The sequence below is a fragment of the Kitasatospora sp. NBC_00070 genome, assembly GCF_045041205.1.
GTDB lineage: Bacteria > Actinomycetota > Actinomycetes > Streptomycetales > Streptomycetaceae > Kitasatospora.
In genome coordinates this window covers 4,931,548-4,954,556 of record NZ_CP108247.1, presented here as the reverse complement: position 1 = coordinate 4,954,556, position 23,009 = coordinate 4,931,548, and the positions used below count along the sequence as shown (strand labels likewise).

Here is a 23,009-nt window from a genome sequence, read left to right as displayed (position 1 = left end):
CGCCGGCCAGGGGTCGCCTGCCCGAACTGCGTACGCGCACATCCGGGCCTGGCTCCCTCCAGTGGGAGGGGCGGCTCGCCGGGTGGCTCCTTCACGGTACGACCTGGAACGGGTGCTGTCTGCACGGATAGTTGGATTTCCTAGTATCTGAGACAGGACCCGCCCGGAGGACGGAAAAGGGCCCGGCCCGCCGAAGCGGACCGGGCCCTCCGACGGGTGATCAGCCCAGGTTGACGGAGCGGGCGAACCGCGCCCCGATCGCGCCGGAGATCTCGGTCAGGACCTCCTGGGAGACCTCGCTGTCGACGGTGATCGAGGCCAGCGCCTCGGAGCCGTCCCGGGCCACCTGCATGCCCGCGATGTTGATGCCCGCGTCGCCGAGGATGCGGCCGAGGGTGCCGACCACACCGGGGCGGTCCTCGTACTTGAAGAACGCCATGTGGTCGGTGAGCGCCACGTCCACGTCGAAGGCGTCCACGCCGACGATCTTCTGGATCTGCTTCGGACCGGACAGCGTCCCGGAGATGGCGATCTCGCCGCCGGCCGCCAGGGTGCCGCGCACGGTGATCACGTTGCGGTGCTCGGGCGACTCGCTGGAGGTGGTCAGGCGGACCTCGACGCCACGCTCCTGGGCGAACAGCGGGGCGTTGACGTAGGACACCGTCTCCGCCACGACGTCCTCGAACACGCCCTTGAGCGCGGAGAGTTCGAGCACCTTCACGTCGTGCTGGGTGATCTCGCCGCGGACCTCGACGTCGAGCCGGACGGCGACCTCGCCGGCCAGCGCGGTGAAGATCCGGCCGAGCTTCTCGGCCAGCGGCAGGCCCGGGCGGACGTCCTCGGCGATCACGCCGCCCTGGACGTTGACCGCGTCCGGCACCAGCTCGCCCGCGAGGGCGAGGCGGACCGACCTGGCGACCGCGATGCCGGCCTTCTCCTGCGCCTCGTCGGTGGAGGCGCCCAGGTGCGGGGTGGCCACCACGTTGTCGAAGGCGAACAGCGGGGAGTCGGTGCACGGCTCCTTGGCGTAGACGTCCAGGCCGGCGCCGGCCACCCGGCCGTCGCGCAGCGCGGAGGCCAGCGCGGCCTCGTCCACGATGCCGCCGCGGGCCGCGTTGACGATCCGCACGGTCGGCTTGACCTTGTGCAGCGCCTCGTCGCCGATCAGGCCGATCGTCTCGGGGGTCTTCGGGAGGTGCACGGTGATGAAGTCCGAGACCTCCAGCAGCTCCTCCAGCGAGAGCAGCTTGACGCCCATCTGGGCCGCGCGGGCGGCCTGGATGTAGGGGTCGTACGCCACGATCTTCATGCCGAAGGCGGACATCCGCTGGGCGACCAGCACGCCGATCCGGCCCAGGCCGACCACGCCGAGGGTCTTCTCGGAGAGCTCGACGCCGGTGTACTTGTTGCGCTTCCACTCGCCCTGCTTGAGCGCGGCGCTGGCCGGGGCGATGTTGCGGGCCGAGGCGATCAGCAGGCCGCAGGCCAGCTCGGCGGCGGTGACGATGTTCGAGGTCGGCGCGTTGACGACCATCACGCCGGCCTTGGTGGAGGCCGCCACGTCCACGTTGTCCAGGCCGACGCCCGCGCGGGCGACCACCTTGAGCTTCTTCGCGGCGGCCAGCGCCTCCGCGTCCACCTTGGTGGCGGAGCGGATCAGGATGGCGTCCACGTCCGCGATCGCGGTCAGCAGCTCGGTGCGGTCCGCGCCGTTGCAGTGCCGGATCTCGAAGTCCGGGCCGAGCGCGTCGACGGTGGCGGGGGACAGCTCTTCGGCGATCAGTACTACGGATTTGCTCACGACAGTGTGTCCTTAACTGTCCGGTTCTCCCCGCGCACGATGGTGGCGTGGAAAGCGGGGGAAGGTGGCATGCCGCGTAGATAGACGCACGACGCTGTGGGCCTGACGCGCACTCGGAAGTGTATCGACGGGCTGGCGGCCGGGCTGCTCCCGTCCGGCGAAATCACTCGGACGGGAGCAGCCTGGTTGTACAAAGGAAGTTGTCGCGCGCAGCGCGTCCCGAGAAGGGTGGCGGCGGGCGACGGGCGGGCTACGCCTTCTCGTCGACCCAGCTCATCAGACCGCGGAGCTTCTTGCCCGTGGTCTCCAGCAGGTGGTCGGCGTCGGCGCTCTTGTACTCGTTGTACTTCGGCAGGCCGGCCTTGTACTCGGCGATCCAGGTGTTGGCGAAGGTGCCGTCCTGGATCTCGGTGAGGACCTGCTTCATGGCGGCCTTGGTGTCGGCCGTGATGATGCGCGGGCCGGTCACGTAGTCGCCCCACTCGGCGGTCTCCGAGATGGACCAGCGCATCTTCTCCAGGCCGCCCTCGTACATCAGGTCGACGATGAGCTTCAGCTCGTGCAGGCACTCGAAGTAGGCGATCTCCGGCTGGTAGCCGGCCTCGACCAGGGTCTCGAAACCAGCCTTGACCAGGGCGGCGGTGCCACCGCAGAGGACGGCCTGCTCACCGAACAGGTCGGTCTCGGTCTCCTCGGTGAAGGTGGTCTTGATGACGCCGGCCTTGGTGGCGCCGATGCCCTTGGCGTAGGACAGCGCCAGCTCGAAGGCCTTGCCGGTGGCGTCCTGCTCGACGGCCACGATGGCGGGAACGCCGCGGCCCTCCTGGTACTGACGGCGCACCAGGTGACCCGGGCCCTTGGGGGCGACCATGCAGACGTCGACGTCGGCCGGGGGCTTGATGAAGCCGAAGCGGATGTTCAGGCCGTGTCCGAAGAACAGGGCGTCGCCCGCCTTCAGGTTCGGCGCGATGTCCGCCTCGTAGACGTCGGACTGGATCGGGTCCGGCACCAGGATCATGATGACGTCGGCCTCGGCGGCGGCCTCGGCGGCGGTGACGACCCGCAGGCCCTCCTCCTCGGCCTTGGCACGGGAGGACGAGCCCTCCTTGAGGCCGACCCGGACGTCCACGCCCGAGTCGCGCAGCGACAGCGCGTGGGCGTGGCCCTGGCTGCCGTAGCCGATGACCGCGACCTTGCGGCCCTGGATGATGGACAGGTCAGCGTCGTCTTCGTAGAACAGCTCGGCCACGGGGGCACATCTCCTTGCGTGGTGGTGGTGCCGGTGCGTACCTACCGTACGTGGACCCGGCGATGGTGTGGGGCGGTGCTTCAGGGTGTGAGACGAGGTCAGACCGTGCGCAGCGGTCGGGACACCGTCAGGCGCTGCGGTCGAGTGCCCGGAGCGAGCGGTCGGTGATCGAGCGGGCGCCCCGGCCGATGGCGACCAGGCCGGACTGGACCAGCTCCTTGATGCCGTAGGGCTCCAGCATCCGGAGCATCGCCTCCAGCTTGTCCGAACTGCCGGTGGCCTCGATGGTCACCGCGTCGGGCGAGACGTCGACCGTCTTGGCCCGGAACAGCTGGACGATCTCGACGATCTGCGAGCGCGTCTCGGCGTCGGCCCGGACCTTGACCAGGACCAACTCCCGCTGGATCGCGGCGGTCTGGTCGAGTTCGACGATCTTTATCACGTTGACCAGCTTGTTCAGCTGCTTGGTGACCTGCTCCAGCGGGAGGTCCTCCACGTTGACCACGATGGTCATCCGGGAGATGTCCGGGTGCTCGGTCGGGCCGACGGCCAACGAGTCGATGTTGAAGCCCCGACGGGAGAACAGCGCGGCGATCCGGGCGAGCACGCCGGGCTTGTTCTCGACCAGGACGGAGAGGGTGTGCTTGGACATGGTCATGGACTCTCTATCGGCACCAGAGGTGTTCCGGCGAAGCCGGATCGAGCAAGGGTGGCGGTGGGCGACGGGCGGGGCCGTCAGTCGAGGTCGTCGCCGAAGTCCGGGCGGACGTCCCGGGCGGCGAGGATCTCGTCGTTGCTGGTGCCTGCGGCCACCATCGGCCAGACCATGGCGTCCTGGTGGACGATGAAGTCGATGACCACCGGGCGGTCGTTGATCTCCATCGCCTGCTTGATCACCGCGTCCAGGTCCTCGGGGCGCTCGCAGCGCAGGCCGACGCAGCCCATCGCCTCGGAGAGCAGCACGAAGTCCGGGATGCGGGTGCCCTGGGCCGGGGCGGCGATGCCGTCGTGCTCCGGACCGGCGTGCAGCACGGTGTTCGAGTAGCGCTGGTTGTAGAACAGGGTCTGCCACTGGCGGACCATGCCCAGCGAACCGTTGTTGATCACCGCGACCTTGATCGGGATGTTGTTCAGCGCGCAGGTGGCCAGTTCCTGATTGGTCATCTGGAAACAGCCGTCGCCGTCGATCGCCCAGACCGCGGTGTCCGGCATGCCCGCCTTGGCGCCCATCGCGGCCGGCACCGCGTAGCCCATGGTGCCCGCGCCGCCGGAGTTCAGCCAGGTGGCCGGCTTCTCGTAGTTGATGAACTGCGAGGCCCACATCTGGTGCTGGCCGACGCCCGCCGCGTAGATCGCGTCCGGGCCGACCAGCTGCCCGATCCGCTCGATCACCTGCTGCGGCGACAACTCGCCGTTCGGGGCGGACTCGTAGCCCAGCGGGTAGGTGGTCTTCCACTGGTTGAGCTTGACCCACCAGTCCGCGTAGTCGCCCCGGTGCCCGGCGTCGAACTCGGCCTGCACGGCGACGATCAGGTCGGCCAGCACCTCGCGGGCGTCACCGACGATCGGCACGTCGACCGGGCGGTTCTTGCCGATCTCGGCCGGGTCGATGTCCGCGTGCACGACCTTGGCGTACGGGGCGAAGCTGTCCAGCTTGCCGGTCACCCGGTCGTCGAACCGGGCGCCCAGGGTGAACAGCAGGTCCGCCTTCTGCAGCGCGGTGACCGCCGGGACGGAGCCGTGCATGCCCGGCATGCCCAGGTGCTGCGGGTGGCTGTCCGGGAAGACGCCGAGCGCCATCAGGGTGGTGACCACCGGTGCGCCGGTCAGCTCGGCCAGGATCCGCAGCTCGGTGCTGGCCTGCGCCTTGTGCACGCCGCCGCCGACGTAGAGCACCGGGCGCTTGGCCGCGACCAGCATCTTCGCGGCCTCGCGGATCTGCTTGGCGTGCGGCTTGGTCACCGGGCGGTAGCCGGGCAGCGAGGTCTCCACCGGCCAGCGGAAGGTGGTGGTGGCCTGCAGCGCGTCCTTGGCGATGTCGACCAGCACCGGGCCCGGCCGGCCGGTGGCGGCGATGTGGAACGCCTCGGCGATCACCCGGGGGATCTCGGCCGGGTCGGTGACCAGGAAGTTGTGCTTGGTGATCGGCATCGTGATGCCGCAGATGTCCGCCTCCTGGAAGGCGTCGGTGCCGATCGCCTTGGAGGCGACCTGACCGGTGATCGCGACCATCGGCACGGAGTCCATGTACGCGTCGGCGATCGGGGTGACCAGGTTGGTCGCACCCGGGCCCGAGGTGGCCATGCAGACCCCGACCCGGCCGGTGGCCTGGGCGTAGCCGGTGGCCGCGTGGCCCGCGCCCTGCTCGTGCCTGACCAGGATGTGACGGACCTTCTGCGAGTCCATCAGCGGGTCGTAGGCCGGGAGGATGGCGCCGCCGGGGATGCCGAAGACGGTGTCCGCGCCCACTGCCTCAAGGGAGCGGATGAGCGACTGCGCGCCGGTCATCGTCTCCACGACGACGGCGGGCGCAGGAGCGTGGGTGGCCGGGGTGTCCCCGCGGCGGGGGGCGGCGTGCTCGGTCATCTGCCTGTCTCTTCTCGGGTTCTGCCGTCCCCGTCAGGTGAGGGTCCTGGGGTCGGGGGCCGGTCGCCGGTCCTGCCTCCATCGTCCACCCGGACGGTTGGGTACCGGGGCCGATTCGGCTGGGGTCTTGCGGTGTCAGACGGTTCCAGTGCAACAAAAAACCCCTCGTGCCAAGGGCATGCGAGGGGTGGCGCGTCGGTCTCTTCGTGCGGGGGGTGGCCCGCTCAGCCGACGCGCCCGCCAAGTACGAGAATTCGGGTGCGCATGGCACCGACCTTCCTCCCCGGCGGTGGGGCGTGTCAAGCAGGTGGGACGGCCGTCTCGCTATGCGGACCCCCACCCGGACCCCAGGACGGACCGTGGGTCGGTCTGCGTTCGGCCAGGTCGGGGGCGTTCTGATGGTGCACCACCCGGCCGCCGCCGGGCTCCGGGCGGCCACCCGATCGGGCGTCCGCCGCCAGGTAGGCCCGTCGCGCGGAGAGCCCGTTCGCCTGCTTCGGCAGCGGGTAGACCCGGCGCAGCAGGGCGCGCCGCAGCCGGTGCTCGTCCAGCGGCTGGGCGAAGGCCAGACCCTGCCCCTGCCGGCACCCCAGCTCCTGCAGCGCGGTCACCTGCCGGGGCTGGTCCACCCCCTCGGCGCCGGTCACCAGGCCGAGGTCACGGGCCAGCCGGAGGGCGTGCCCGGCCAGCGACCGGGTCAGCCGGGAGTCGGCCACGTCCTGCACCAGACTGCGGTCCAGCTTGAGCGCGTCGAACGGGAGCCGGGCCAGCGTGCCGAGCGATCCGCCACCCGCGCCGAAGCCCGCCACCGCCGTGGAGACGCCGTGCCGGCGGAGCGCGGCGAGCCGGCGGCCGAGCTCGTCGGCGTGCTCGTCCGGGCCCGTCCTGGCCAGCTCGATCACCAGCAGCTCGGCGGGCAGCCCGCTCTCCCTGAGCACCGCGACCACCGCCTCGTACATACCGGGGGCGCACAGCCGCTGGGCCGACAGCCGGATCGAGACCGGGACCGGCACCAGCCGGGGGCCGACCCGGCGGGCGGCCGCGGTGACCGTCTCCTGGAGCATCCAGCGGGCGAACCTGGTGGCCGCGTCGCCGTGGTCGGCGGTGCGCAGGAACTCGGCCGGGGTGAGCAGCAGCCCCTGCGCCGAACGCCAGCGGGCCTGCGCCTCGACGCCGGTCACGGCGCCGGTGGCCAAGTCCACCACCGGCTGGTGCAGCAGGGTGAACGAGCCCTCCTGGACGGCCACCCTGAGCCGCTCCTCCAGCTCCGTCCGGCGGTCCAACTCGGCTCGCATCGCCGGGTGGTAGAGCACCACCCGGCCCTTGCCCTCGGACTTCGCCCGGTACATCGCCAGGTCGGCGTTGCGCATCAGCTCGTCCGCCGCGGCCTGCGCGTCCGCCCCGGGGTCGGGGTCGCAGCCCGCGAAGGCGATGCCGATGCTGGCCGCCACCCCGAGCTCGGCCCCGCCGATCCAGTACGGCTCGGAGAGCGCCGAGCGCAGCCGCTCGGCCAGCTCGTGCACCTGGGGCCGGCCGAGCCGGCCCCGGACCAGGGCGGCGAACTCGTCGCCGCCGAACCTGGCCACGGTGTCCCCGGACCGGACCGCGTGCTGCAGCCGGCGGGCGGCCTGCACCAGCAGCTCGTCGCCGACCTGGTGGCCCGCGCTGTCGTTGACCGCCTTGAAGCCGTCCAGGTCGAGGAAGAGCACCGCCACGGTGGCCTCCTCGGCGTCCGGATACCCCCGGTGCCCCTCGGCCGGGCTGAGCGAGGTGCGCAGGCGCTGGGTGAACAGCGCCCGGTTCGGCAGGTCGGTCAGCGGGTCGTGGAACGCGTTGTGCTGCAACTGCGCCTGCAGTATGACCCGTTCGGTGACGTCGCGGCTGTTCAGGATCAGCCCGTCCCGGTACCGGTTGACCGTCGACTCGACGTGCAGCCACTCGTCGTTGCCGGACCGGACCCGGCACTCCACCCGGGCCGAGGGCTCGGCCGCGCCGTCCCGGCGGACCGGCCGGTCCGCCATCAGCCGACGGACCTCGCGCAGCACCCGGTCGACGTCCTCGGGGTGCACCAGGTTGAGCAGGTTCCCGCCGACCAGCTCCTCCGGGTCCCGGCCGTAGACGCCGATCGAGGCGGGGCTGACGTAGGAGAGCAGGCCGCTGCCGCCGGCGATCATGATCACGTCGCTGGAGCCCTGCACCAGGGAGCGGAAGTGCGCCTCCTTGTGGGCGAGTTCCTGCGCCAGCGAGAGGTTGTCGAGGAGTATCACGCCCTGCCGGACGATCAGCGCCAGGCCGACCGTGCAGGCCGCGGCCACCACCACCCGGTCCAGCGCGTGGCCGCCGAGCGCGTTGTAGAGGATCCCCGCGGTGCAGACCGCCGCCGCGACGTACGGGGTGAGCGCGCTGAAGGTGGACGAGACCCGGCGGCGCGGGGCACCGCCGACCGAGGGGTGCTCCCGGCTCGGGGCGAACCGGCCGCGGGTGGCCCAGGGCGCCCAGGCCAGCAGCACGCTGCCGGCGAACCAGCCCGCGTCCAGCAGCTCGCCGGAGTGGTAACTGCTGCGCAGCTCGGGCGAGGTGAACAGGGCGTCGCAGACCACGGTGACGGCCAGGCCGACCATCGCGGTGTGCACGGCGGCCCGGTTGCCGTCCCGGCCCCGGAACCGCAGCCCGACCACCAGGCTGACCAGCAGGATGTCCAGCACCGGGTAGGCCAGGTTGAGCGCCATCCGGAGCGGGTCCTGGCCCTCCCCCGCCGCGACCCGGCCGAGCGCCAGGCTCCAGCTCAGGGTGAACAGCGAACCCGCGACCAGCCAGCCGTCCAGCAGCAGGCAGAGCCAACCGGCCGCCGTCCGGGGCCGTTGGGCCAGCACGGTCAGCCCGATGATGGCGAGCGGGGCGAACAGCAGGAAGGCGTACTCGGCGGGCGAACCCTGCGGCAGCGTGGTGCCGAGCACCACCTCGTACCAGCCCCAGGTGCCGTTGCCGACCGCCACCATCAGGGAGGACAGGCCGAACAGCAGCCAGGCCGGCCGGGCCGGGCCACCGGCCGCGCAGGCGTGCAGCAGACAGGACAGTGCGGCCGCCAGGGCCGCCCCGGCCAGCCCGAAGTCGCCCATGAACAGCGCGAGTTCCGGCGAGCCCCAGCCGACGGCGGCGCCCAGGGCGTACCCGAGGCAGAGCAGCACCAACAGCAGGCCGGGGAGGCGGCTCGGGTGGAAGTTCACTCGACCTCTCCCCCACGCCTTGCCGGTGTTCCCTCTCGGGACCTTACACCACTTCCGTCACTCAATGACACGCACACTCAACTTAGAGTAATGGGGCTCGGGTGACGTTGTGCCCCACTCTTGACGGGATCGCCCCGGTTGGCCGCAGCGCACGACGGGGGCGCGCGGGGCTCGGGGCAGCTCGGCCGGGGCCGTCGGAGCAGCCCGGAGCCGCCCCGACGGGCCCGGACCTGAGGGCAGTTGACGCCTGTTCAGGCGCCGAGCAGGTGCAGTCGGTGGGCCAGCGCGGCGGCCTCGCCCCGGCTGCCGACGGAGAGCTTGGCCAGGATGTTGGAGACGTGCACGCTGGCGGTCTTCGGGGAGATGTAGAGCTCCTCGGCGATCTGCCGGTTGGTCCGCCCCTGGGCCAGCCGGTGCAGCACGTCCCGCTCGCGCGGGGTGAGGCCGAACTGGTCGGCGGGCCCGGCAGGTTGGGCCGGACGGGCGGCTGCCACCGGGTGGGCGGCCAGCGACAGCCCGGACCTGGCGGTCAGCCGGCCGATGTCCTGCCGCAGGTACCGGCCCGCGGTCGCCAGGGCCTGGACCTCGCGCAGCGGCTCGACCGCCGCCTCCCGGCGGCCGGCCACCAGCAGCGCCTCGGCCTGCCGGTAGAGCGCCTGCCCGAGCGGGCAGCCGAGACCAGTGTCGCGCAACTGTTGCACCACCGCGGCCCACTGCTCCGGGGTGTCCGTCTCCTCGGCCCGGGCCAGCTCGGCCGCCAGCAGCGCGGCCCAGCCCCGGTGCAGCGCCGTCCGGGGACGCAGCTGGGCCGCCACCTCGGCGACCCGCCGCAGCACCACCGGGCGCCCGAGATCGGCGGCCGCCGAGCCCCGCGAGTCGGCCTCTCCCGCCGCGCCCTCCACCAGCACCGGGAGCAGCCCGTACAGGCAGCCGTCGGAGAGGCCCCGGTCGGTCGGGCGTTCGGCCAGGTGGTCGAGGACCGCGAGCAGTTCGGCCCTGGCCTGCAAGGGTTGGCCGGCCCTGGTCGCGACCCGCATCGCCAGCCGGGCCATCGGCAGGTCGTGCTGGGCCTGCCGGACCTGCCGCCCGGCCACCCTGGCCCGCTCCAGGTACTCCTCGGCGGCGGCCAGATCCCCCTGGTCCAGCCGGAGTTCGGCCCGCAGCCGGTCCAGGAACGGGTGGTACGCGCGGGCCGTCGGGTCGTCCTCCAGATCGGCCAGCAGCTGTTCGGCCTCGGCCGGGTGGCCGAGTGCGAGCAGTGACTCGACCAGGTTCCCGGTCAGCAGGGCGCCGATGTTGGCGAGCAGCCCGTTCCCCCGGGCGACGGCCAGACCCTCCCGGGCCAGCGCCTCGGCCTCGGCCGCCCGGCCGAGACTGAGCAACAGGCTGGAGAGGTTGTTGAGCCCCCGGCAGAGCACGTCCACCGGGCCGGTGCGCCGGCTCCGCTCGACCGCGTCGGTGAGCAGCGCGAGCCCGGCCTCAGGCTCGCCGAAGTACGCGGACAGGTTGCCCAGGGTCATCCGGGCGTGCTGCTCGACCGCGTCGGCACCGACCTCGCGGGCGATCGCGACGGCCCGCTCGGCCAGCTCCCGGTCGGCCTCGACCGGGTCACCGAGCATCGCGTGCCCGGCGGCCAGCGCGAACACCTCGGCCTGCACCGGCGACGCCGGCAGACCGGCCACCAGCTGCTGGGCCCGCTCGATCTCCTCGTCGCTGCCGCTGCGCCGGAGGTGACCGAGCATCAGCGCGCGCTGCATCCGGAACCAGGCGGCGCGCTCCGGCTCGGCCTCCTCGTCCAGCAGCTTGAAGGCCCGCTTGGCCAGGCTGAGGCCGCGGTCCCGGTCCCCGGCGCGGCGGGCCGCCAGCACCGCCTCCGCCAGTAGGTCGACCAGGTGCAGCAGCCGGCAGGCCCCACCCGCGTGGCCGCACGGCGGGTACGTCCCGGCCCAGCCGGCGGGGCGCAGGTTCTCCGCCCCGACCTCGTCGGAGACCTCGTCCCAGAGCTCCAACGCCCGCTCCAGCATGCCCAGTTGCTCGGCGAAGGCATTCCGTCGCCGGGCCACCCGGGCGGCCTCCAGCGCGGTCGGCAGCGCCCGGCCGGGGTCGTGCGCGTGGTACCAGTAGTTGGCCAGCCGGGCGGGCAGGCCGTTGTTGCAGGCCAGCGAGCCGTCCTTCTCCAGGGCGGTGGCGTACCTGCGGTTGATCCGGTACCGCTCGCCGGGCAGCAGGTCGTCCGAGATCGCCTCGCGCACCAGCGCGTGCCGGAACCGGTACCCCTCGCCGTCGGTGTCCGGGCGCAGCACGTTGACCCCGACGGCATTGCGCAGCGCGTCGATCAGGACGTCCTCGCTCTCGTCCAGCACCGCCTCCAGCAGGGCGTGTTCGACGTACGAGCCGCCCTCGGCGGCGATCCGCAGCATCCGCTGGGTCTGGTCCGGGAGCGCCTCGACCCGGACCAGCAGCAGGTCGCGCAGCGAGTCGGTGAGGCCGGTGTCGCAGCCGTCCCGGTGGGCGCCGGCCAGCTCCTCGACGAAGAACGGATTGCCCTCCGAGCGCCGGTGGATCCGGTCCACCAGCTGCCGGTCGAGGGTGTCGGTGCCGAGGATGCCCGCGAGCTGGGCCGCCACCTCGCCGCGTTCGAACCGGTAGAGCTCCACCCGCTGCACCGTGCGCAGCCGGTCCAGCTCGGCCAGGAACGGGCGCAGCGGGTGCCTGCGGTGCAGGTCGTCGGAGCGGTAGGTGGCGACGATCAGCACCCGGGCCCGGTGCAGGGTACGGATCAGGTAGGCGAGCAGCTCCCGGGTGGACCGGTCGGACCAGTGCAGGTCCTCGACCACCAGCACGATCGTCCGGTCGACGGAGAGCCGCTCGAACAGTCGGGCGGTGTGCTCGAACAGCTGGGCCCGGCTGAACTCGTCGTTGGGCTCGGTGTCGTCGGCGCCGAACTCCGGCAGCAGGCGGGTGAGGTGCCCTTCCATGCCCTGCGCGGCCCGCTCCAGCTCGACCCCCAGGCTGCGGTGCAGCCGGCGCAGTGCGGTGGCCAGCGGTGCGTACGGCAGGCCCTCGGCGCCCACCTCCAGGCAGCCGCCCAGCGTGGTGACCACGCCGGGCCCGCAGGCGGCGGTCAGGAACTCCTCGACCAGCCTGGTCTTGCCCACCCCGGCCTCGCCGCCGACCAGCACCGCCTGCGGCTGACCGGCCGCCGCCCGGCGCAGCGCCGCGTTCAGGGTGCCGATCTCGGTGCCGCGTCCGACGAAGACCGGGCTCACCGATATCTGCTCCATGGCGCTGAGCATGCCACAGGCCGCCGACACCGTCCGAGCGGTTGTCCCGCTGCTCGGACGGGTGGCGGCCGGGCTGTGAGGGTCTGTCAGCATTCGTACCCTCAGCTCAGCCCCGGTGGAGCTGCGGGCGCGGACTCAGGGCCCGTACCCGGCGGTTTTCCAGCGCTCTGCGCAGGCCGCTGCGCAGGCTCGGGCGGTCCTCGCGGGCCACCGCACCCAGGGCCTCCCGGACCACCGCGTCGTGCCTGGCCAGCCGCTGCAGCTCCTGCGACCGGGCCTGGATCAGCTCGTACTCGATCATGGTGATGCCCCTCCTCGGCGGACCGTCCCGGCCTCCGTCGGCCGGTCCTTCGTCCTGCTGAGAGCTTCCTCCGCTGAGGGGGGTCACCACATCGGGAGCATGCCGCATGTTCCCGGCCGTCAGGTCCTTAGACGAGGACCGCCCGCCCCGTGAGTACGGAGCGGGCGGTCCCGAACGGCCTAGGTACCCCTGCTTACTCGGGGGTGACCCCCAGCTTCTCGAAGATCATGTCCTTGACCTTCGCGGCGTCGGCCTGACCGCGGGTGGTCTTCATGACCGCCCCGACCAGGGCGCCGACGGCGGCGATCTTGCCGTCCCGGATCTTGTCGGCGATCGCGCCGTTCTCGGCGATCGCCTGGTCGACCGCCGCGCCGAGCGCGGAGTCGTCCGAGACCACGGCCAGGCCGCGGGCCTCGACCACCGCGTCCGGCTCGCCCTCGCCGGCCAGCACGGCCTCGATGACCTGGCGGGCCAGCTTGTCGTTCAGCTTGCCCTCGGCCACCAGCGCGCAGACCCGGGCCACCTGGGCCGGGGTGATCGGCTGGTCGGTGAGCTCGATGCCGGTCTCGTTGGCCCGGCGGGCCAGCTCGCCCAGCCACCACTTGCGGGCCTGGTCGGCCGGCGCACCGGCCGCGATGGTCTCCAGGATCGGCTCCACCGCACCGGCGTTGAGGATGGACTGCATGTCCTGGTCCGTCACGCCCCACTCGGCCTGCAGCCGGGCCCGGCGGACCCGGGGCAGCTCGGGCAGCCCGGCCCGCAGTTCCTCGACCCAGTCGCGCGCGGGCGCGATCGGGACCAGGTCGGGCTCCGGGAAGTACCGGTAGTCCTCGGCGTTGTCCTTGATCCGGCCGGCCGTGGTGGAGCCGTCCTCCTCGTGGAAGTGCCGGGTCTCCTGGACGATGGTGCCGCCGTCGTCGAGCACCGTGGCGTGCCGGCGGATCTCGAACCGGGCCGCCCGCTCCACGCTGCGCAGCGAGTTGACGTTCTTGGTCTCCGAGCGGGTGCCGAACTTCTCCCGGCCGTGCGGACGCAGCGACAGGTTCACGTCGCAGCGCATCTGGCCCTTGTCCATCCGGGCCTCGGAGACGTCCAGCGCCTTGATCAGCTCACGCAGCTCGGCCACGTACGCCTTCGCCACCTCCGGAGCCCGGTCGCCCGCGCCCTCGATCGGCTTGGTGACGATCTCGATCAGCGGGATGCCGGCCCGGTTGTAGTCCAGCAGCGAGTGCGAGGCGCCGTGGATCCGGCCGGTCGCGCCACCGATGTGCGAGGACTTGCCGGTGTCCTCCTCCATGTGGGCGCGCTCGATCTCGACCCGGAAGGTCGAGCCGTCCTCCAACTGCACGTCGAGGTAGCCGTTGAAGGCGATCGGCTCGTCGTACTGCGAGGTCTGGAAGTTCTTCGGCATGTCCGGGTAGAAGTAGTTCTTCCGGGCGAACCGGCACCACTCGGCGATCTCGCAGTTCAGCGCGAGGCCGATCTTGATCGCCGACTCCACCCCGATCGCGTTGACCACCGGCAGCGAGCCGGGCAGGCCGAGGCAGGTCGGGCAGGTCTGCGAGTTGGGCTCGGCGCCCAGCTCGGTCGAGCAGCCGCAGAACATCTTGGTCTTGGTACCCAGCTCGACATGGACCTCAAGGCCCATCACCGGGTCGTACGAGGCGAGTGCGTCCTCGTACGAGACCAGGCTAATGACGCTCACAGCGTCCCCTTCAGTTGAGTCTTGGAGGTCCGTCAGCCCAGCAGCACGTCGTCGTCACCGAGCCGCTTGAGCTCACGGACGAGAAGTGCGGTGCCGGTGATCAGCGCGGCGGCGCCGACCAGGGCGTTGATCAGCTTGAGGGTGTCGTTCTCGCCGCGGGCCTTCTTGACGTCCTTGACGATCGAGACCGCGCCGAAGGCGCTCGTCCCGATGGACAGCCACAGGCCCGGCTTGGAGTTCTTGAAACCCTTAGCCTTCGCGATGCTGCTCACAGTGCCGGTGCCTCCTCGAGCAGGGGGTGTCCCCACTTGTCGTTGAGTGCGGCCTCGACGGCGCCGCCCACGCGGTACAGGCGGTCGTCCGCCATCGCGGGAGCGATGATCTGCAGGCCGACCGGGAGATTGTCCTCCGGCGCGAGCCCGCAGGGCAGCGACATGGCCGCGTTGCCCGCGAGGTTGGACGGGATGGTGCACAGGTCGGCCAGGTACATCGCCATCGGGTCGTCGGCACGCTCGCCGATCGGGAAGGCGGTGGTCGGGGTGGTCGGCGAGATCAGCACGTCGACACCGGCGAAGGCGGCGTCGAAGTCGCGCGAGATCAGGGTCCGGACCTTCTGGGCCGAGCCGTAGTAGGCGTCGTAGTAGCCCGAGGAGAGGGCGTACGTGCCGAGGATGATCCGGCGCTTGACCTCGGCGCCGAAGCCCGCCTCACGGGTGAGGGCGGTGACGTCCTCGGCCGAGCGGGTGCCGTCGTCGCCGACCCGCAGGCCGTACCGCATCGCGTCGAAGCGGGCCAGATTGGAGCTGGCCTCGCTGGGCGCGATCAGGTAGTAGGCGGGCAGCGCCAGGGTGAAGGACGGGCAGGAGACCTCGACGATCTCGGCGCCCAGCTCGCGGAGCAGCTCGACGCTCTCGTTGAACCGCTGCATCACGCCGGGCTGGTAGCCCTCGCCGGCGAACTCCTTGACCACGCCGATCCGCATGCCGCGGACCTCGCCGCGCTTGGCGGCCTCGACCACGGCCGGGACCGGCGCGTCGATCGAGGTGGAGTCCAACGGGTCGTAACCGGCGATCGCCTCGTGCAGCAGCGCGGTGTCCAGCACCGTACGGGCGCACGGACCGCCCTGGTCCAGCGAGGAGGAGAACGCGACCAGGCCGTAGCGGGAGACCGAACCGTAGGTCGGCTTCACGCCCACGGTGCCGGTGACGGCGCCGGGCTGACGGATCGAGCCGCCGGTGTCGGTGCCGATCGCCAGCGGGGCCTGGTACGCGGCCAGCGCCGCCGCCGAGCCGCCGCCGGAGCCGCCGGGGATCCGGGAGAGGTCCCACGGGTTGCCGGTCGGGCCGTAGGCCGAGTTCTCGGTGGAGGAGCCCATCGCGAACTCGTCCATGTTGGTCTTGCCCAGGATCACCACGCCCGCGTCCTTCAGACGGGTCGTCAGGGTGGCGTCGTACGGCGGGACCCAGCCTTCGAGGATCTTGGAGCCGCAGGTGGTGGGTACGCCCTTGGTGGTGAAGACGTCCTTCAGCGCGAGCGGCACGCCGGCCAGTGGGCCGAGCTGCTCGCCGCGGGCGCGCTTCTCGTCCACCGCGCGAGCGGCGCTCAGCGCACCCTCGGTGTCCACGTGCAGGAAGGCGTTGACCTTCTTGTCGACGGCGTCGATCCGGTCCAGGTGCGCCTGGGCGACCTCGACGGCGGAGACCTCGCCGGAGGCGATGGCGGCGGCGGTCTCGGCGGCCGTCCGCTTGATCAGTTCGGTCATGGTGATCAGCCCTCCCCGAGGATCTGCGGCACGCGGAAACGCTGCTCCTCGACGGCGGGGGCGCCGGACAGCGCCTGCTCCGGAGTGAGCGACGGCCGCACCACGTCGGCGCGCATGACGTTGGTCAGCGGCAGCGGGTGGGAGGTCGGCGGGACGTCCTGTCCGGCGACCTCGGAAACGCGGGCGACCGCGCCGATGATCACGTCGAGCTGCTCGGCGAAGTGGTCCAGCTCTTCGGCCTGCAGCTCCAGACGCGACAGCCGGGCGAGGTGGGCGACCTCCTCGCGCGTGATGCCAGGCATGCAGCGATCCTCAAGGTGAGTTCCGGTCGGACCGGGCGCTTGGTGACCTGCCCGGCCTCTTTCTTGGGGCCCATCCTATGGGCAATCGCGAACCCGCCCTCGAGCCCCGCAGGGGCTCGGGGAACGGGGCTCGTCGGCGGGGCTCGTTACTGCGGTACCGGCGGCAGGGCCGGCGGGGCGAGCAGCTCGACCTCCGGGGCGCCGGTGCGGTGCACCATCAGCCAGGCGGTGGCCTGGTCGGCCGGGAGTGCGGCGGAGACCAGCCAGCCCTGCACCGCGTCCACGCCCATGCTGTGCAGCTGCTCCCAGGTCTCGTCGTCCTCGACTCCCTCGGCGACCACGGTCAGGCCGAGCGAGTGGGCCAGCTCCACCGAGCAGCGGACCACCGCCGCGTCGTGGTCGTCGGCCACCATCCGGGAGACGAAGGACCGGTCGATCTTCAGCTCGCCGACCGGCAGCGAGCGCAGCCGTACCAGCGAGGAGTGCCCGGTCCCGAAGTCGTCCAGCGACATGCCGACGCCGTACCGCCGCAGCTCGGCGAGGGTGTCCGCGGCCAGCCGGGAGTCGTCGAGCAGCAGCCGCTCGGTGATCTCCAGCTGGAGTGCGGCGGCGGGCACCTGATGGCGGGTGAGGTGCCCGGCCACCCGGTCGGCGAAGCCGGGGTTGAGCACGTCCCGGGGCGAGACGTTGACCGCGACCTGGACCTCCAGGCCCTGCGAGCGCCAGATCGCCAGCTGGCCGACCGCCGTCTCCAGCACGTAGTCGGTCAGCCGGGGCATCAGACCGCTGGACTCGGCCAGGCCGATGAACTCGTCCGGTGCCACCCGCCCCTGGCCGGGCCGCTCCCAGCGGAGCAGTGCCTCCAGGCCGACCACCCGCCCGTCGAAGGCGACCTTCGGCTGGTAGTGCAGCTGCACCTCGTTGGTCTCCAGGGCCCGCCGCAGGTCGCCCAGCAGGCCGATCCGGTACGGCGTGTCGAGGTCCCGGGTCTCGTCGTACTGCTCGACCCCGGTCCGGCGGCGCTGGGCGTGCGCCATCGCCACGTCGGCCCGGCGGAGCAGCGCCTCGGCGTCCTGGGCGTGCGCCGGGTAGACGCAGACCCCGGCACTGGCCTCCAGCACCAGCAGCAGCCCGTCGAGGCGGATCGGCGCGGCGAGTTCGGCGATCAGCGCCTTGGCGACCCGCTCCAGGGTGTCGGGACGGCCGACCCCGGGGAGCAGGACGGCGAACTCGTCACCGCCCATCCGGGCCACCACCGGGCGCAGGCTGTGCTGCACCGGCGGCGGCAGGCTGGAGAACACGTCGTCCGGATCGTCCCGGCCGGGGTTGTGGGTGCCCGAGCGCAGCGCCCGGTGCAGGCGGCGGGCGATGTGCACCAGCAGCCGGTCACCGGCGGTGTGGCCGAGCGCGTCGTTGAGGGACCTGAACCGGTCCAGGTCGAGCAGGATCAGGCCGACGTTCCAGTCCTGGTCCCCGCCGTGCTCGGCGATCGCCTCCTGGGCGGCCAGCAGCAGGGCATGACGGTTCGGCAGATCGGTCAGCGGGTCCGTGAGCTGGTCCCGGGCCCGGTCCCGGGCGATCCGCCAGGCCGCCACCAGCACCGCCACCGGCACCGCGAAGAGCGGCAACAGCTCGGGCTCGTGCCGGTAGACCAGGACGGCGAGCGGGATCAGCGGTGCCGCACCGGCCAACAGCACGCCGAGCAGCAGGACCGCACCCGCCACCCCCTGCGGCGGGCGTGTGGGCGCGCCGCCGGTCGTACGATCCATAAGACCTGTCCTCCGTCGGGCCCGCCCCGTTCAGGCCGCCTTTCGGTGCGACACCCGGAGAGCCGGCAGGCGCCAGTCATCGGACGACCCCCAGTGGTACCGGCTGCAACCCCGGTGCCGACCGCCCCTGCTGACACAGTGTCGCTCTAAGGGTAAGCCGGTGTCCGACCGGTAAGGCGGACTTTCGGACAACCCTGGACACGCGGAAGCCGGAACGCCCCCTCGGGATGCCGCACACTGACAGAATGCCCGGTTTCTTTCGGACAGACCCCGCTGACGAGGCATCAGGAAGGTAACGGAGCCTCAGCCCTCGGCCGGGGTCTCCGCGGCCTCCTCGGCCGGGCCGGGCTCGGCCGGCTCGATGCCCAGATGGGCCCGGGCCGCCTCCGGACCGGCCGTCAGCAGGACGGCGAACCCGGCGTCGTCCAGCACCGCGAGCCCGAGCTGTACCGCCTTGTCGTACTTCGACCCGGGGTTGTCACCGGCCACCACGAAGTCGGTCTTCTTCGACACCGACCCGGTCACCTTGGCCCCGCGCGAGGTGAGGGCCTCCTTGGCGCCGTCCCTGGTGTGCCCTGCCAGCGTGCCGGTGACCACCACGGTCAGCCCCTCCAGCGGGCGGGGGCCCTCGTCCTCGGTGCTCTCCTCGACGAACCGGACCCCGGCCTCCCGCCACTTCCGGAGGATCTCCAGGTGCCAGTCCTCCTCGTACCACTCCTTGATCGCCTTGGCGATGATCGGGCCGACCCCCTCGGCGGCGGCCAGCTCCTCCTCGGTCGCCGCGAAGATCCGGTCCAGGTCGCGGAACTCCCTGGCCAGCGCCTGAGCGGCGACCGGGCCGACATGACGGATCGACAGACCGTTCAGGAAACGCCAGAGCGGCCGGTCCTTGGCCTTCTCCAGGTTGTCCAGCAGCACGGTGGCGGACTTCTTCGGCTCGCCCTTGAGATTGGCGAAGAAGGGAACCACCTTCTCCTTGCCCGTCCGGTCGTCCAGCTTGGGCATGCCGGTCTTCGGCTCCAGCACCCGGACCTTGATCGGCAGCAGCTGCTCCATGGTCAGGCCGAAGATGTCGCCCTCGTTGGTGACCGGGGGCTCCTTGGGCTCCAGCGGCTGGGTCAGCGCGGTGGCGGCGACGTACCCGAGCCCCTCGATGTCCAGCGACTCGCGACCGCCGAGGTAGGCGATCCGCTCCCGGATCTGGGCCGGGCAGCCCTGCGCGTTCGGGCAGCGCAGGTCGATGTCGCCCTCGCTCATCGGGCGCAGCCCGGAGCCGCACTCGGGACAGTGCGTCGGCATCTCGAACGGCTGCTCGGAGCCGTCCCGCAGGTCCTCGACCGGGCCGAGGATCTCCGGGATCACGTCACCGGCCTTGCGCAGCACGATGGTGTCGCCGATCAGCACGCCCTTGGCCTTGACCACGTCCTGGTTGTGCAGGGTGGCGTACTGCACCATCGAGCCCGCGACCTTGACCGGCTCGGCCAGCACCGCGTACGGGGTGGCCCGGCCGGTGCGGCCGATGCCGACCTCGATCTTGGCGAGCCGGCCGTTGACCTCCTCCGGCGGGTACTTCCAGGCGATCGCCCAGCGCGGCGACTTGGAGGTGGCACCGAGCCTGCCCTGCAGCGGGATCTCGTCCACCTTGACGACCACGCCGTCGATCTCGTGCTCGACCGAGTGCCGCTGCTCGCCGAACTGCGCGATGAAGGCGCGCACCTCGTCCAGCGTGCCCACCACCCGGTTGTGCCGGGCGGTCGGCAGACCCCAGTCGTGCAGCAGCTGGTAGGCGTGCGACTGGCAGTCGATGTCGAAGCCCTCCCGGGCGCCGATGCCGTGCACCACCATGTGCAGCGGGCGGGAGGCGGTGACCAGCGGGTCCTTCTGGCGGAGCGAACCGGCCGCCGCGTTCCGGGGGTTGGCGAACAGTCTGAGCAGCGCACCGGGGCGCTTGCCCTCCTGCTCGCGCTGCTCGTTGACCGCCTGCCGGCGCTCGTTCTCCGCCGCCAGCGAGGCGTTCAGCTCGGCGAACGCCTCGGTCGGCAGGTAGACCTCGCCGCGGATCTCCACAAGGGCGGGGAGGTGCTCGCCCTTGAGCTGGTGCGGGATCTCCTTGATGGTGCGGACGTTGGCGGTGATGTCCTCGCCGACCCGGCCGGTGCCCCGGGTGGCGGCCTGCACCAACCGGCCGTGCTCGTAGGTGAGGTTGACGGCCAGGCCGTCCACCTTGAGCTCGCACAGGTAGTGGTACTCGAGGCCGTCCAGCTCGCGGGCCACCCGGTCGGCCCAGGCGGCCAGCTCCTCGTCGTCCATCGCGTTGTCCAGGCTGAGCAGCCGCTCGCGGTGCTCCACCTCGGCGAACTGCTCGGTGGGCGCGCCGCCGACCTTCTGGGTCGGCGAGTCGGGGGTGACCAGCACCGGGTGCTCGGCCTCGATCGCCTCCAACTCCCGCATCAGCCGGTCGAAGTCGGCGTCGGTGACGGTCGGCGCGTCCTGCTCGTAGTACCGGACGCGGTGCCCCTCGACCTCGGCCGCCAGCTCCGCGTGGCGCTTGCGCACCTCCGCCGGAACGTCCTCCCAGCCCTCGACCGCCACCGCGTCCTCCAGATGAAAAATTGGCGGGTGCTACTCCGGGTTGTCCACCAGGCTCTGCGCCGCCCTCGCGCTGAGTGACAGCGCCGTCCGCGCGTACGCGGGCGAAGCCCCCGCCAACCCGCAGGTCGGTGTCACCAGCACCCGGCGGCCCAGCAGCTCCGGGGACAGCCCCAACCTGCGCCACAACGTCCTGACCCCCTGGACACTACCGGCCGGATCCGACATTCCCTGGTCGGTGGAGGGCACCACACCGGCCAGGATCACCGTGCCGGCCTCGACCGCCTCGCCCAGGTCGTCGTCATCACGCTCCGTCAGCAGGCCGAAGTCCAGCGAGATGCCGGCCACCCCGGCCCGGCGGAGCAGCGGGATCGGCACGCCCGGTGCGCAGCTGTGCACCACGACCGGCGCGTCCAGCCCCGAGACCACGCTCCGCAGCACCTCCTCGGCGACCTGCCGGTCCACCGACCGCAGCCGCTGGAAGCCGCTGGCCGTCTTCACGTCACCGGCCAGCACGGCGGGCAGCGAGGGCTCGTCCAGCTGGAGCACCACCTGGGCACCGGGGATCCGCCGCCGGACGTCCTCCAGGTGCCGGCGCAGTCCCTCGGTGAGCGACCCGGCGATCCCCAGGCAGGCGCCCCGGTCGCGCAACGCCTTCTCGCCGTTGCGCAGTTCGATCGAGGCGGCCAGCGTCCACGGCCCGACCGCCTGCACCTTCAGCGCACCCCGGTACCCCTGGGTGAACTCCTCCAGCGCGTCCAGGTCCTCGCCCAGCCAGGAGTGCGCCCGCTTGGTGTCCCGCCCGGGCCGGTCGGCGAACCGCCAGCCGCTCGGCTCGGTCTGTGCGAACAGCTCGACCAGCAGGCCGGCCCCGCGTCCGATCATGTCCGCCCCGGGCCCCCGGGCGGGCAGTTCGGGCAACTGCGGCAGGAACTCCAACGCACCGACGGCGGTCCTCGCCGCCTCCCGCGCATCCGTACCCGGCAGCGAACCGATCCCGGTCGCCGCACCGACCAACTCGGGGAAACCCACTTGAGTGCTCACCCGGCCGAGCCTATGGCACCAGGTGCGCCACCAGGGGCTCGGGGAACTGCGACGCCGACCTGTGCAAGGTGATCGTCGCGTAGGTGGTCAGGCACTTTCGCAGTGACACCCGCCGGCCACGAACCGTCGCCGTTCCCCGAGCCCCTGGACCCGAAGCACCTGCCTAGTTGCCCGGGCGGACCGTGAGGTCGGTGATCTCGGCGTCCCGGGGCAGGTCCAGCGCGGTGAGGATCGCCGTCGCCACCGACTCGGGGGCGATCCAGCGGGTCGGGTCGTACTCCGTGCCCTCCTGCTGGTGCACCTTCACCTGCATCGCGGTCGCCGTCCGCCCCGGGTAGACCGAGGTGACCCGGACGCCGTGCCCGTGCTCCTCGACCCGCAGCGAGTCCGCCAGCGCCCGCAGACCGAACTTGCTGGCCGCGTACGCACCCCAGGTCGCGTCGGCCCGCAGGCCGGCCCCGGAGTTGACGAAGACCACGTGGCCCCGGGCCTGCCGGAGCGAGGGCAGCAGCAGCCGGGTGAGCTCGGCCGGGGCGACCAGGTTGACGTTCAGCTGCTCCTGCCAGGCCTTGACCGGCAGGTCGCCGACCTCGCCGAGCTGGACCACGCCCGCGATGTGCAGGATCGAGTCCAGCTCGATCGGCAGCTCCTGCTGCCCGAGCGCCCAGGACAGCTTCGCCGGGTCGGCCAGGTTGCCGACCAGGGTCCGGCTGCCGGGGAAGCGGGCCCGCAGCTCGGCCCCGCGCCGGGCGTCCCGGGCCACCAGCCAGAGCTGCTCGCCGCGCTCGGCCAGCCGCTCGGCGACGACCGCGCCGATGCCCGAACCGGCTCCGGTGATCAGGTGCGCACCCATCAGTTCTTCTCCTCCAGCAGGGCCAGCGCCTCGGCCGGCTCGGCCGCGAAGCTGATCAGTTCGGCCAGCGGGCGGGGCAGGAAGCCTTCGGCGTCCATCCGCTCCAGCTGGGTGCGCAGACCGCCGTAGAAGCCCTCGGTGTCGAGCACCACCACCGGCTTGTCGTGCAGCGCGTGCTTCTTCAGCTCCAGCACCTCGGTGATCTCGTCCAGCGTCCCCAGCCCGCCGACCAGCACCACCAGCGCGTCCGCCCGGGCCAGCAAGTGCGCCTTCCGCTCGGCCAGGTCACGCGTCATCACCAGCTCGTCGGCGCCCTCGTAGGTCTTGTGCGCCAGGAACTCCACCGAGATCCCGACCAGCCGCCCGCCGGCCTCCTTGACCCCGTCGGCCAGCAACCCCATCAGCCCGGCGTGCGAGCCGCCCCAGACCAGGGTGTGGCCACCGGCCCCGAGCAGCCGGGCGAACTCGGCGGCGGGGGCGGTGTACTTCTCGTCGAGCGAGTATGCGGAACAGAAAACAGTGATGTTCATAGTGCCC

General features: G+C 72.1%; 15 protein-coding genes and 1 pseudogene. All 16 read right to left on the bottom strand.

Annotation, left to right across the window (positions count from 1 at the left end; translation table 11 throughout):
• Positions 1 to 220: 220 nt before the first annotated feature.
• Positions 221 to 1,801, bottom strand: coding sequence for a phosphoglycerate dehydrogenase (serA, locus tag OHV05_RS22740; RefSeq protein ID WP_403044648.1), 1,581 nt, complete (start codon positions 1,799 to 1,801; stop codon positions 221 to 223).
• A 250-nt stretch (positions 1,802 to 2,051) separates the two neighbouring features.
• Positions 2,052 to 3,050 (bottom strand): ketol-acid reductoisomerase, encoded by a 999-nt coding sequence (ilvC, locus tag OHV05_RS22735; RefSeq protein ID WP_405019294.1) that lies wholly within the window; start codon positions 3,048 to 3,050, stop codon positions 2,052 to 2,054.
• 127 nt (positions 3,051 to 3,177) lie between these two features.
• Positions 3,178 to 3,702 carry an acetolactate synthase small subunit gene (ilvN, locus tag OHV05_RS22730; RefSeq protein ID WP_403044650.1) on the bottom strand — a complete coding sequence of 175 codons (525 nt, stop codon included), beginning with the start codon at positions 3,700 to 3,702 and terminating at the stop codon, positions 3,178 to 3,180.
• An 83-nt stretch (positions 3,703 to 3,785) separates the two neighbouring features.
• Positions 3,786 to 5,636, bottom strand: a complete 1,851-nt coding sequence (locus OHV05_RS22725) for an acetolactate synthase large subunit (protein ID WP_405019293.1) — start codon at positions 5,634 to 5,636, stop codon at positions 3,786 to 3,788.
• Positions 5,637 to 5,935: 299 nt separating this feature from the next.
• The gene (locus OHV05_RS22720) at positions 5,936 to 8,863 is read right to left on the bottom strand and encodes a putative bifunctional diguanylate cyclase/phosphodiesterase (RefSeq protein WP_405019292.1); all 2,928 of its coding nucleotides are present in this window, start codon (positions 8,861 to 8,863) and stop codon (positions 5,936 to 5,938) included.
• Between the two features lie 251 nt (positions 8,864 to 9,114).
• Entirely contained in the window at positions 9,115 to 12,147 is a 3,033-nt protein-coding gene (locus tag OHV05_RS22715; RefSeq protein ID WP_405019291.1) for an AAA family ATPase, read from the bottom strand.
• Between the two features lie 106 nt (positions 12,148 to 12,253).
• Positions 12,254 to 12,448, bottom strand: coding sequence for a hypothetical protein (locus OHV05_RS22710; RefSeq protein WP_405019290.1), 195 nt, complete (start codon positions 12,446 to 12,448; stop codon positions 12,254 to 12,256).
• Between the two features lie 193 nt (positions 12,449 to 12,641).
• Positions 12,642 to 14,153, bottom strand: a complete 1,512-nt coding sequence (gatB, locus tag OHV05_RS22705; RefSeq protein WP_405019289.1) for an Asp-tRNA(Asn)/Glu-tRNA(Gln) amidotransferase subunit GatB — start codon at positions 14,151 to 14,153, stop codon at positions 12,642 to 12,644.
• Between the two features lie 32 nt (positions 14,154 to 14,185).
• Entirely contained in the window at positions 14,186 to 14,425 is a 240-nt protein-coding gene (locus OHV05_RS22700) for a hypothetical protein (protein ID WP_184913995.1), read from the bottom strand.
• Positions 14,422 to 15,915, bottom strand: coding sequence for an Asp-tRNA(Asn)/Glu-tRNA(Gln) amidotransferase subunit GatA (gatA, locus tag OHV05_RS22695; RefSeq protein ID WP_405019288.1), 1,494 nt, complete (start codon positions 15,913 to 15,915; stop codon positions 14,422 to 14,424). The genes OHV05_RS22700 and gatA overlap by 4 nt, the downstream gene beginning before the upstream one ends.
• Positions 15,916 to 15,920: 5 nt before the next feature.
• Positions 15,921 to 16,217, bottom strand: a complete 297-nt coding sequence (gatC, locus tag OHV05_RS22690) for an Asp-tRNA(Asn)/Glu-tRNA(Gln) amidotransferase subunit GatC (protein WP_057232708.1) — start codon at positions 16,215 to 16,217, stop codon at positions 15,921 to 15,923.
• Positions 16,218 to 16,363: 146 nt separating this feature from the next.
• Positions 16,364 to 17,923, bottom strand: a pseudogene (locus tag OHV05_RS22685) (putative bifunctional diguanylate cyclase/phosphodiesterase); the annotation flags it as partial.
• Positions 17,924 to 18,289: 366 nt separating this feature from the next.
• Positions 18,290 to 20,578, bottom strand: a complete 2,289-nt coding sequence (ligA, locus tag OHV05_RS22680) for an NAD-dependent DNA ligase LigA (protein WP_405019287.1) — start codon at positions 20,576 to 20,578, stop codon at positions 18,290 to 18,292.
• Between the two features lie 30 nt (positions 20,579 to 20,608).
• On the bottom strand, positions 20,609 to 21,619 hold the full coding sequence (locus OHV05_RS22675; protein WP_405019286.1) for a methionine synthase: 1,011 nt from the start codon (positions 21,617 to 21,619) through the stop codon (positions 20,609 to 20,611).
• Positions 21,620 to 21,782: 163 nt separating this feature from the next.
• Positions 21,783 to 22,472, bottom strand: a complete 690-nt coding sequence (locus OHV05_RS22670) for an SDR family oxidoreductase (protein ID WP_405019285.1) — start codon at positions 22,470 to 22,472, stop codon at positions 21,783 to 21,785.
• Positions 22,472 to 23,002 (bottom strand): TIGR00730 family Rossman fold protein, encoded by a 531-nt coding sequence (locus OHV05_RS22665; RefSeq protein ID WP_405019284.1) that lies wholly within the window; start codon positions 23,000 to 23,002, stop codon positions 22,472 to 22,474. Before OHV05_RS22665 ends, OHV05_RS22670 begins: the two co-directional genes overlap by 1 nt.
• Positions 23,003 to 23,009: the final 7 nt, after the last annotated feature.

Coding starts and splice junctions, on each gene's coding strand:
- ilvN (WP_403044650.1), bottom strand. CDS start 3,702: ATGTCCAAGCACACCCTCTCCGTCCTGGTCGAGAACAAGCCCGGCGTG.
- OHV05_RS22725 (WP_405019293.1), bottom strand. CDS start 5,636: ATGACCGAGCACGCCGCCCCCCGCCGCGGGGACACCCCGGCCACCCAC.
- OHV05_RS22715 (WP_405019291.1), bottom strand. CDS start 12,147: ATGGAGCAGATATCGGTGAGCCCGGTCTTCGTCGGACGCGGCACCGAG.
- OHV05_RS22710 (WP_405019290.1), bottom strand. CDS start 12,448: ATGATCGAGTACGAGCTGATCCAGGCCCGGTCGCAGGAGCTGCAGCGG.
- gatA (WP_405019288.1), bottom strand. CDS start 15,915: ATGACCGAACTGATCAAGCGGACGGCCGCCGAGACCGCCGCCGCCATC.
- gatC (WP_057232708.1), bottom strand. CDS start 16,217: ATGCCTGGCATCACGCGCGAGGAGGTCGCCCACCTCGCCCGGCTGTCG.
- OHV05_RS22670 (WP_405019285.1), bottom strand. CDS start 22,472: ATGGGTGCGCACCTGATCACCGGAGCCGGTTCGGGCATCGGCGCGGTC.
- OHV05_RS22665 (WP_405019284.1), bottom strand. CDS start 23,002: ATGAACATCACTGTTTTCTGTTCCGCATACTCGCTCGACGAGAAGTAC.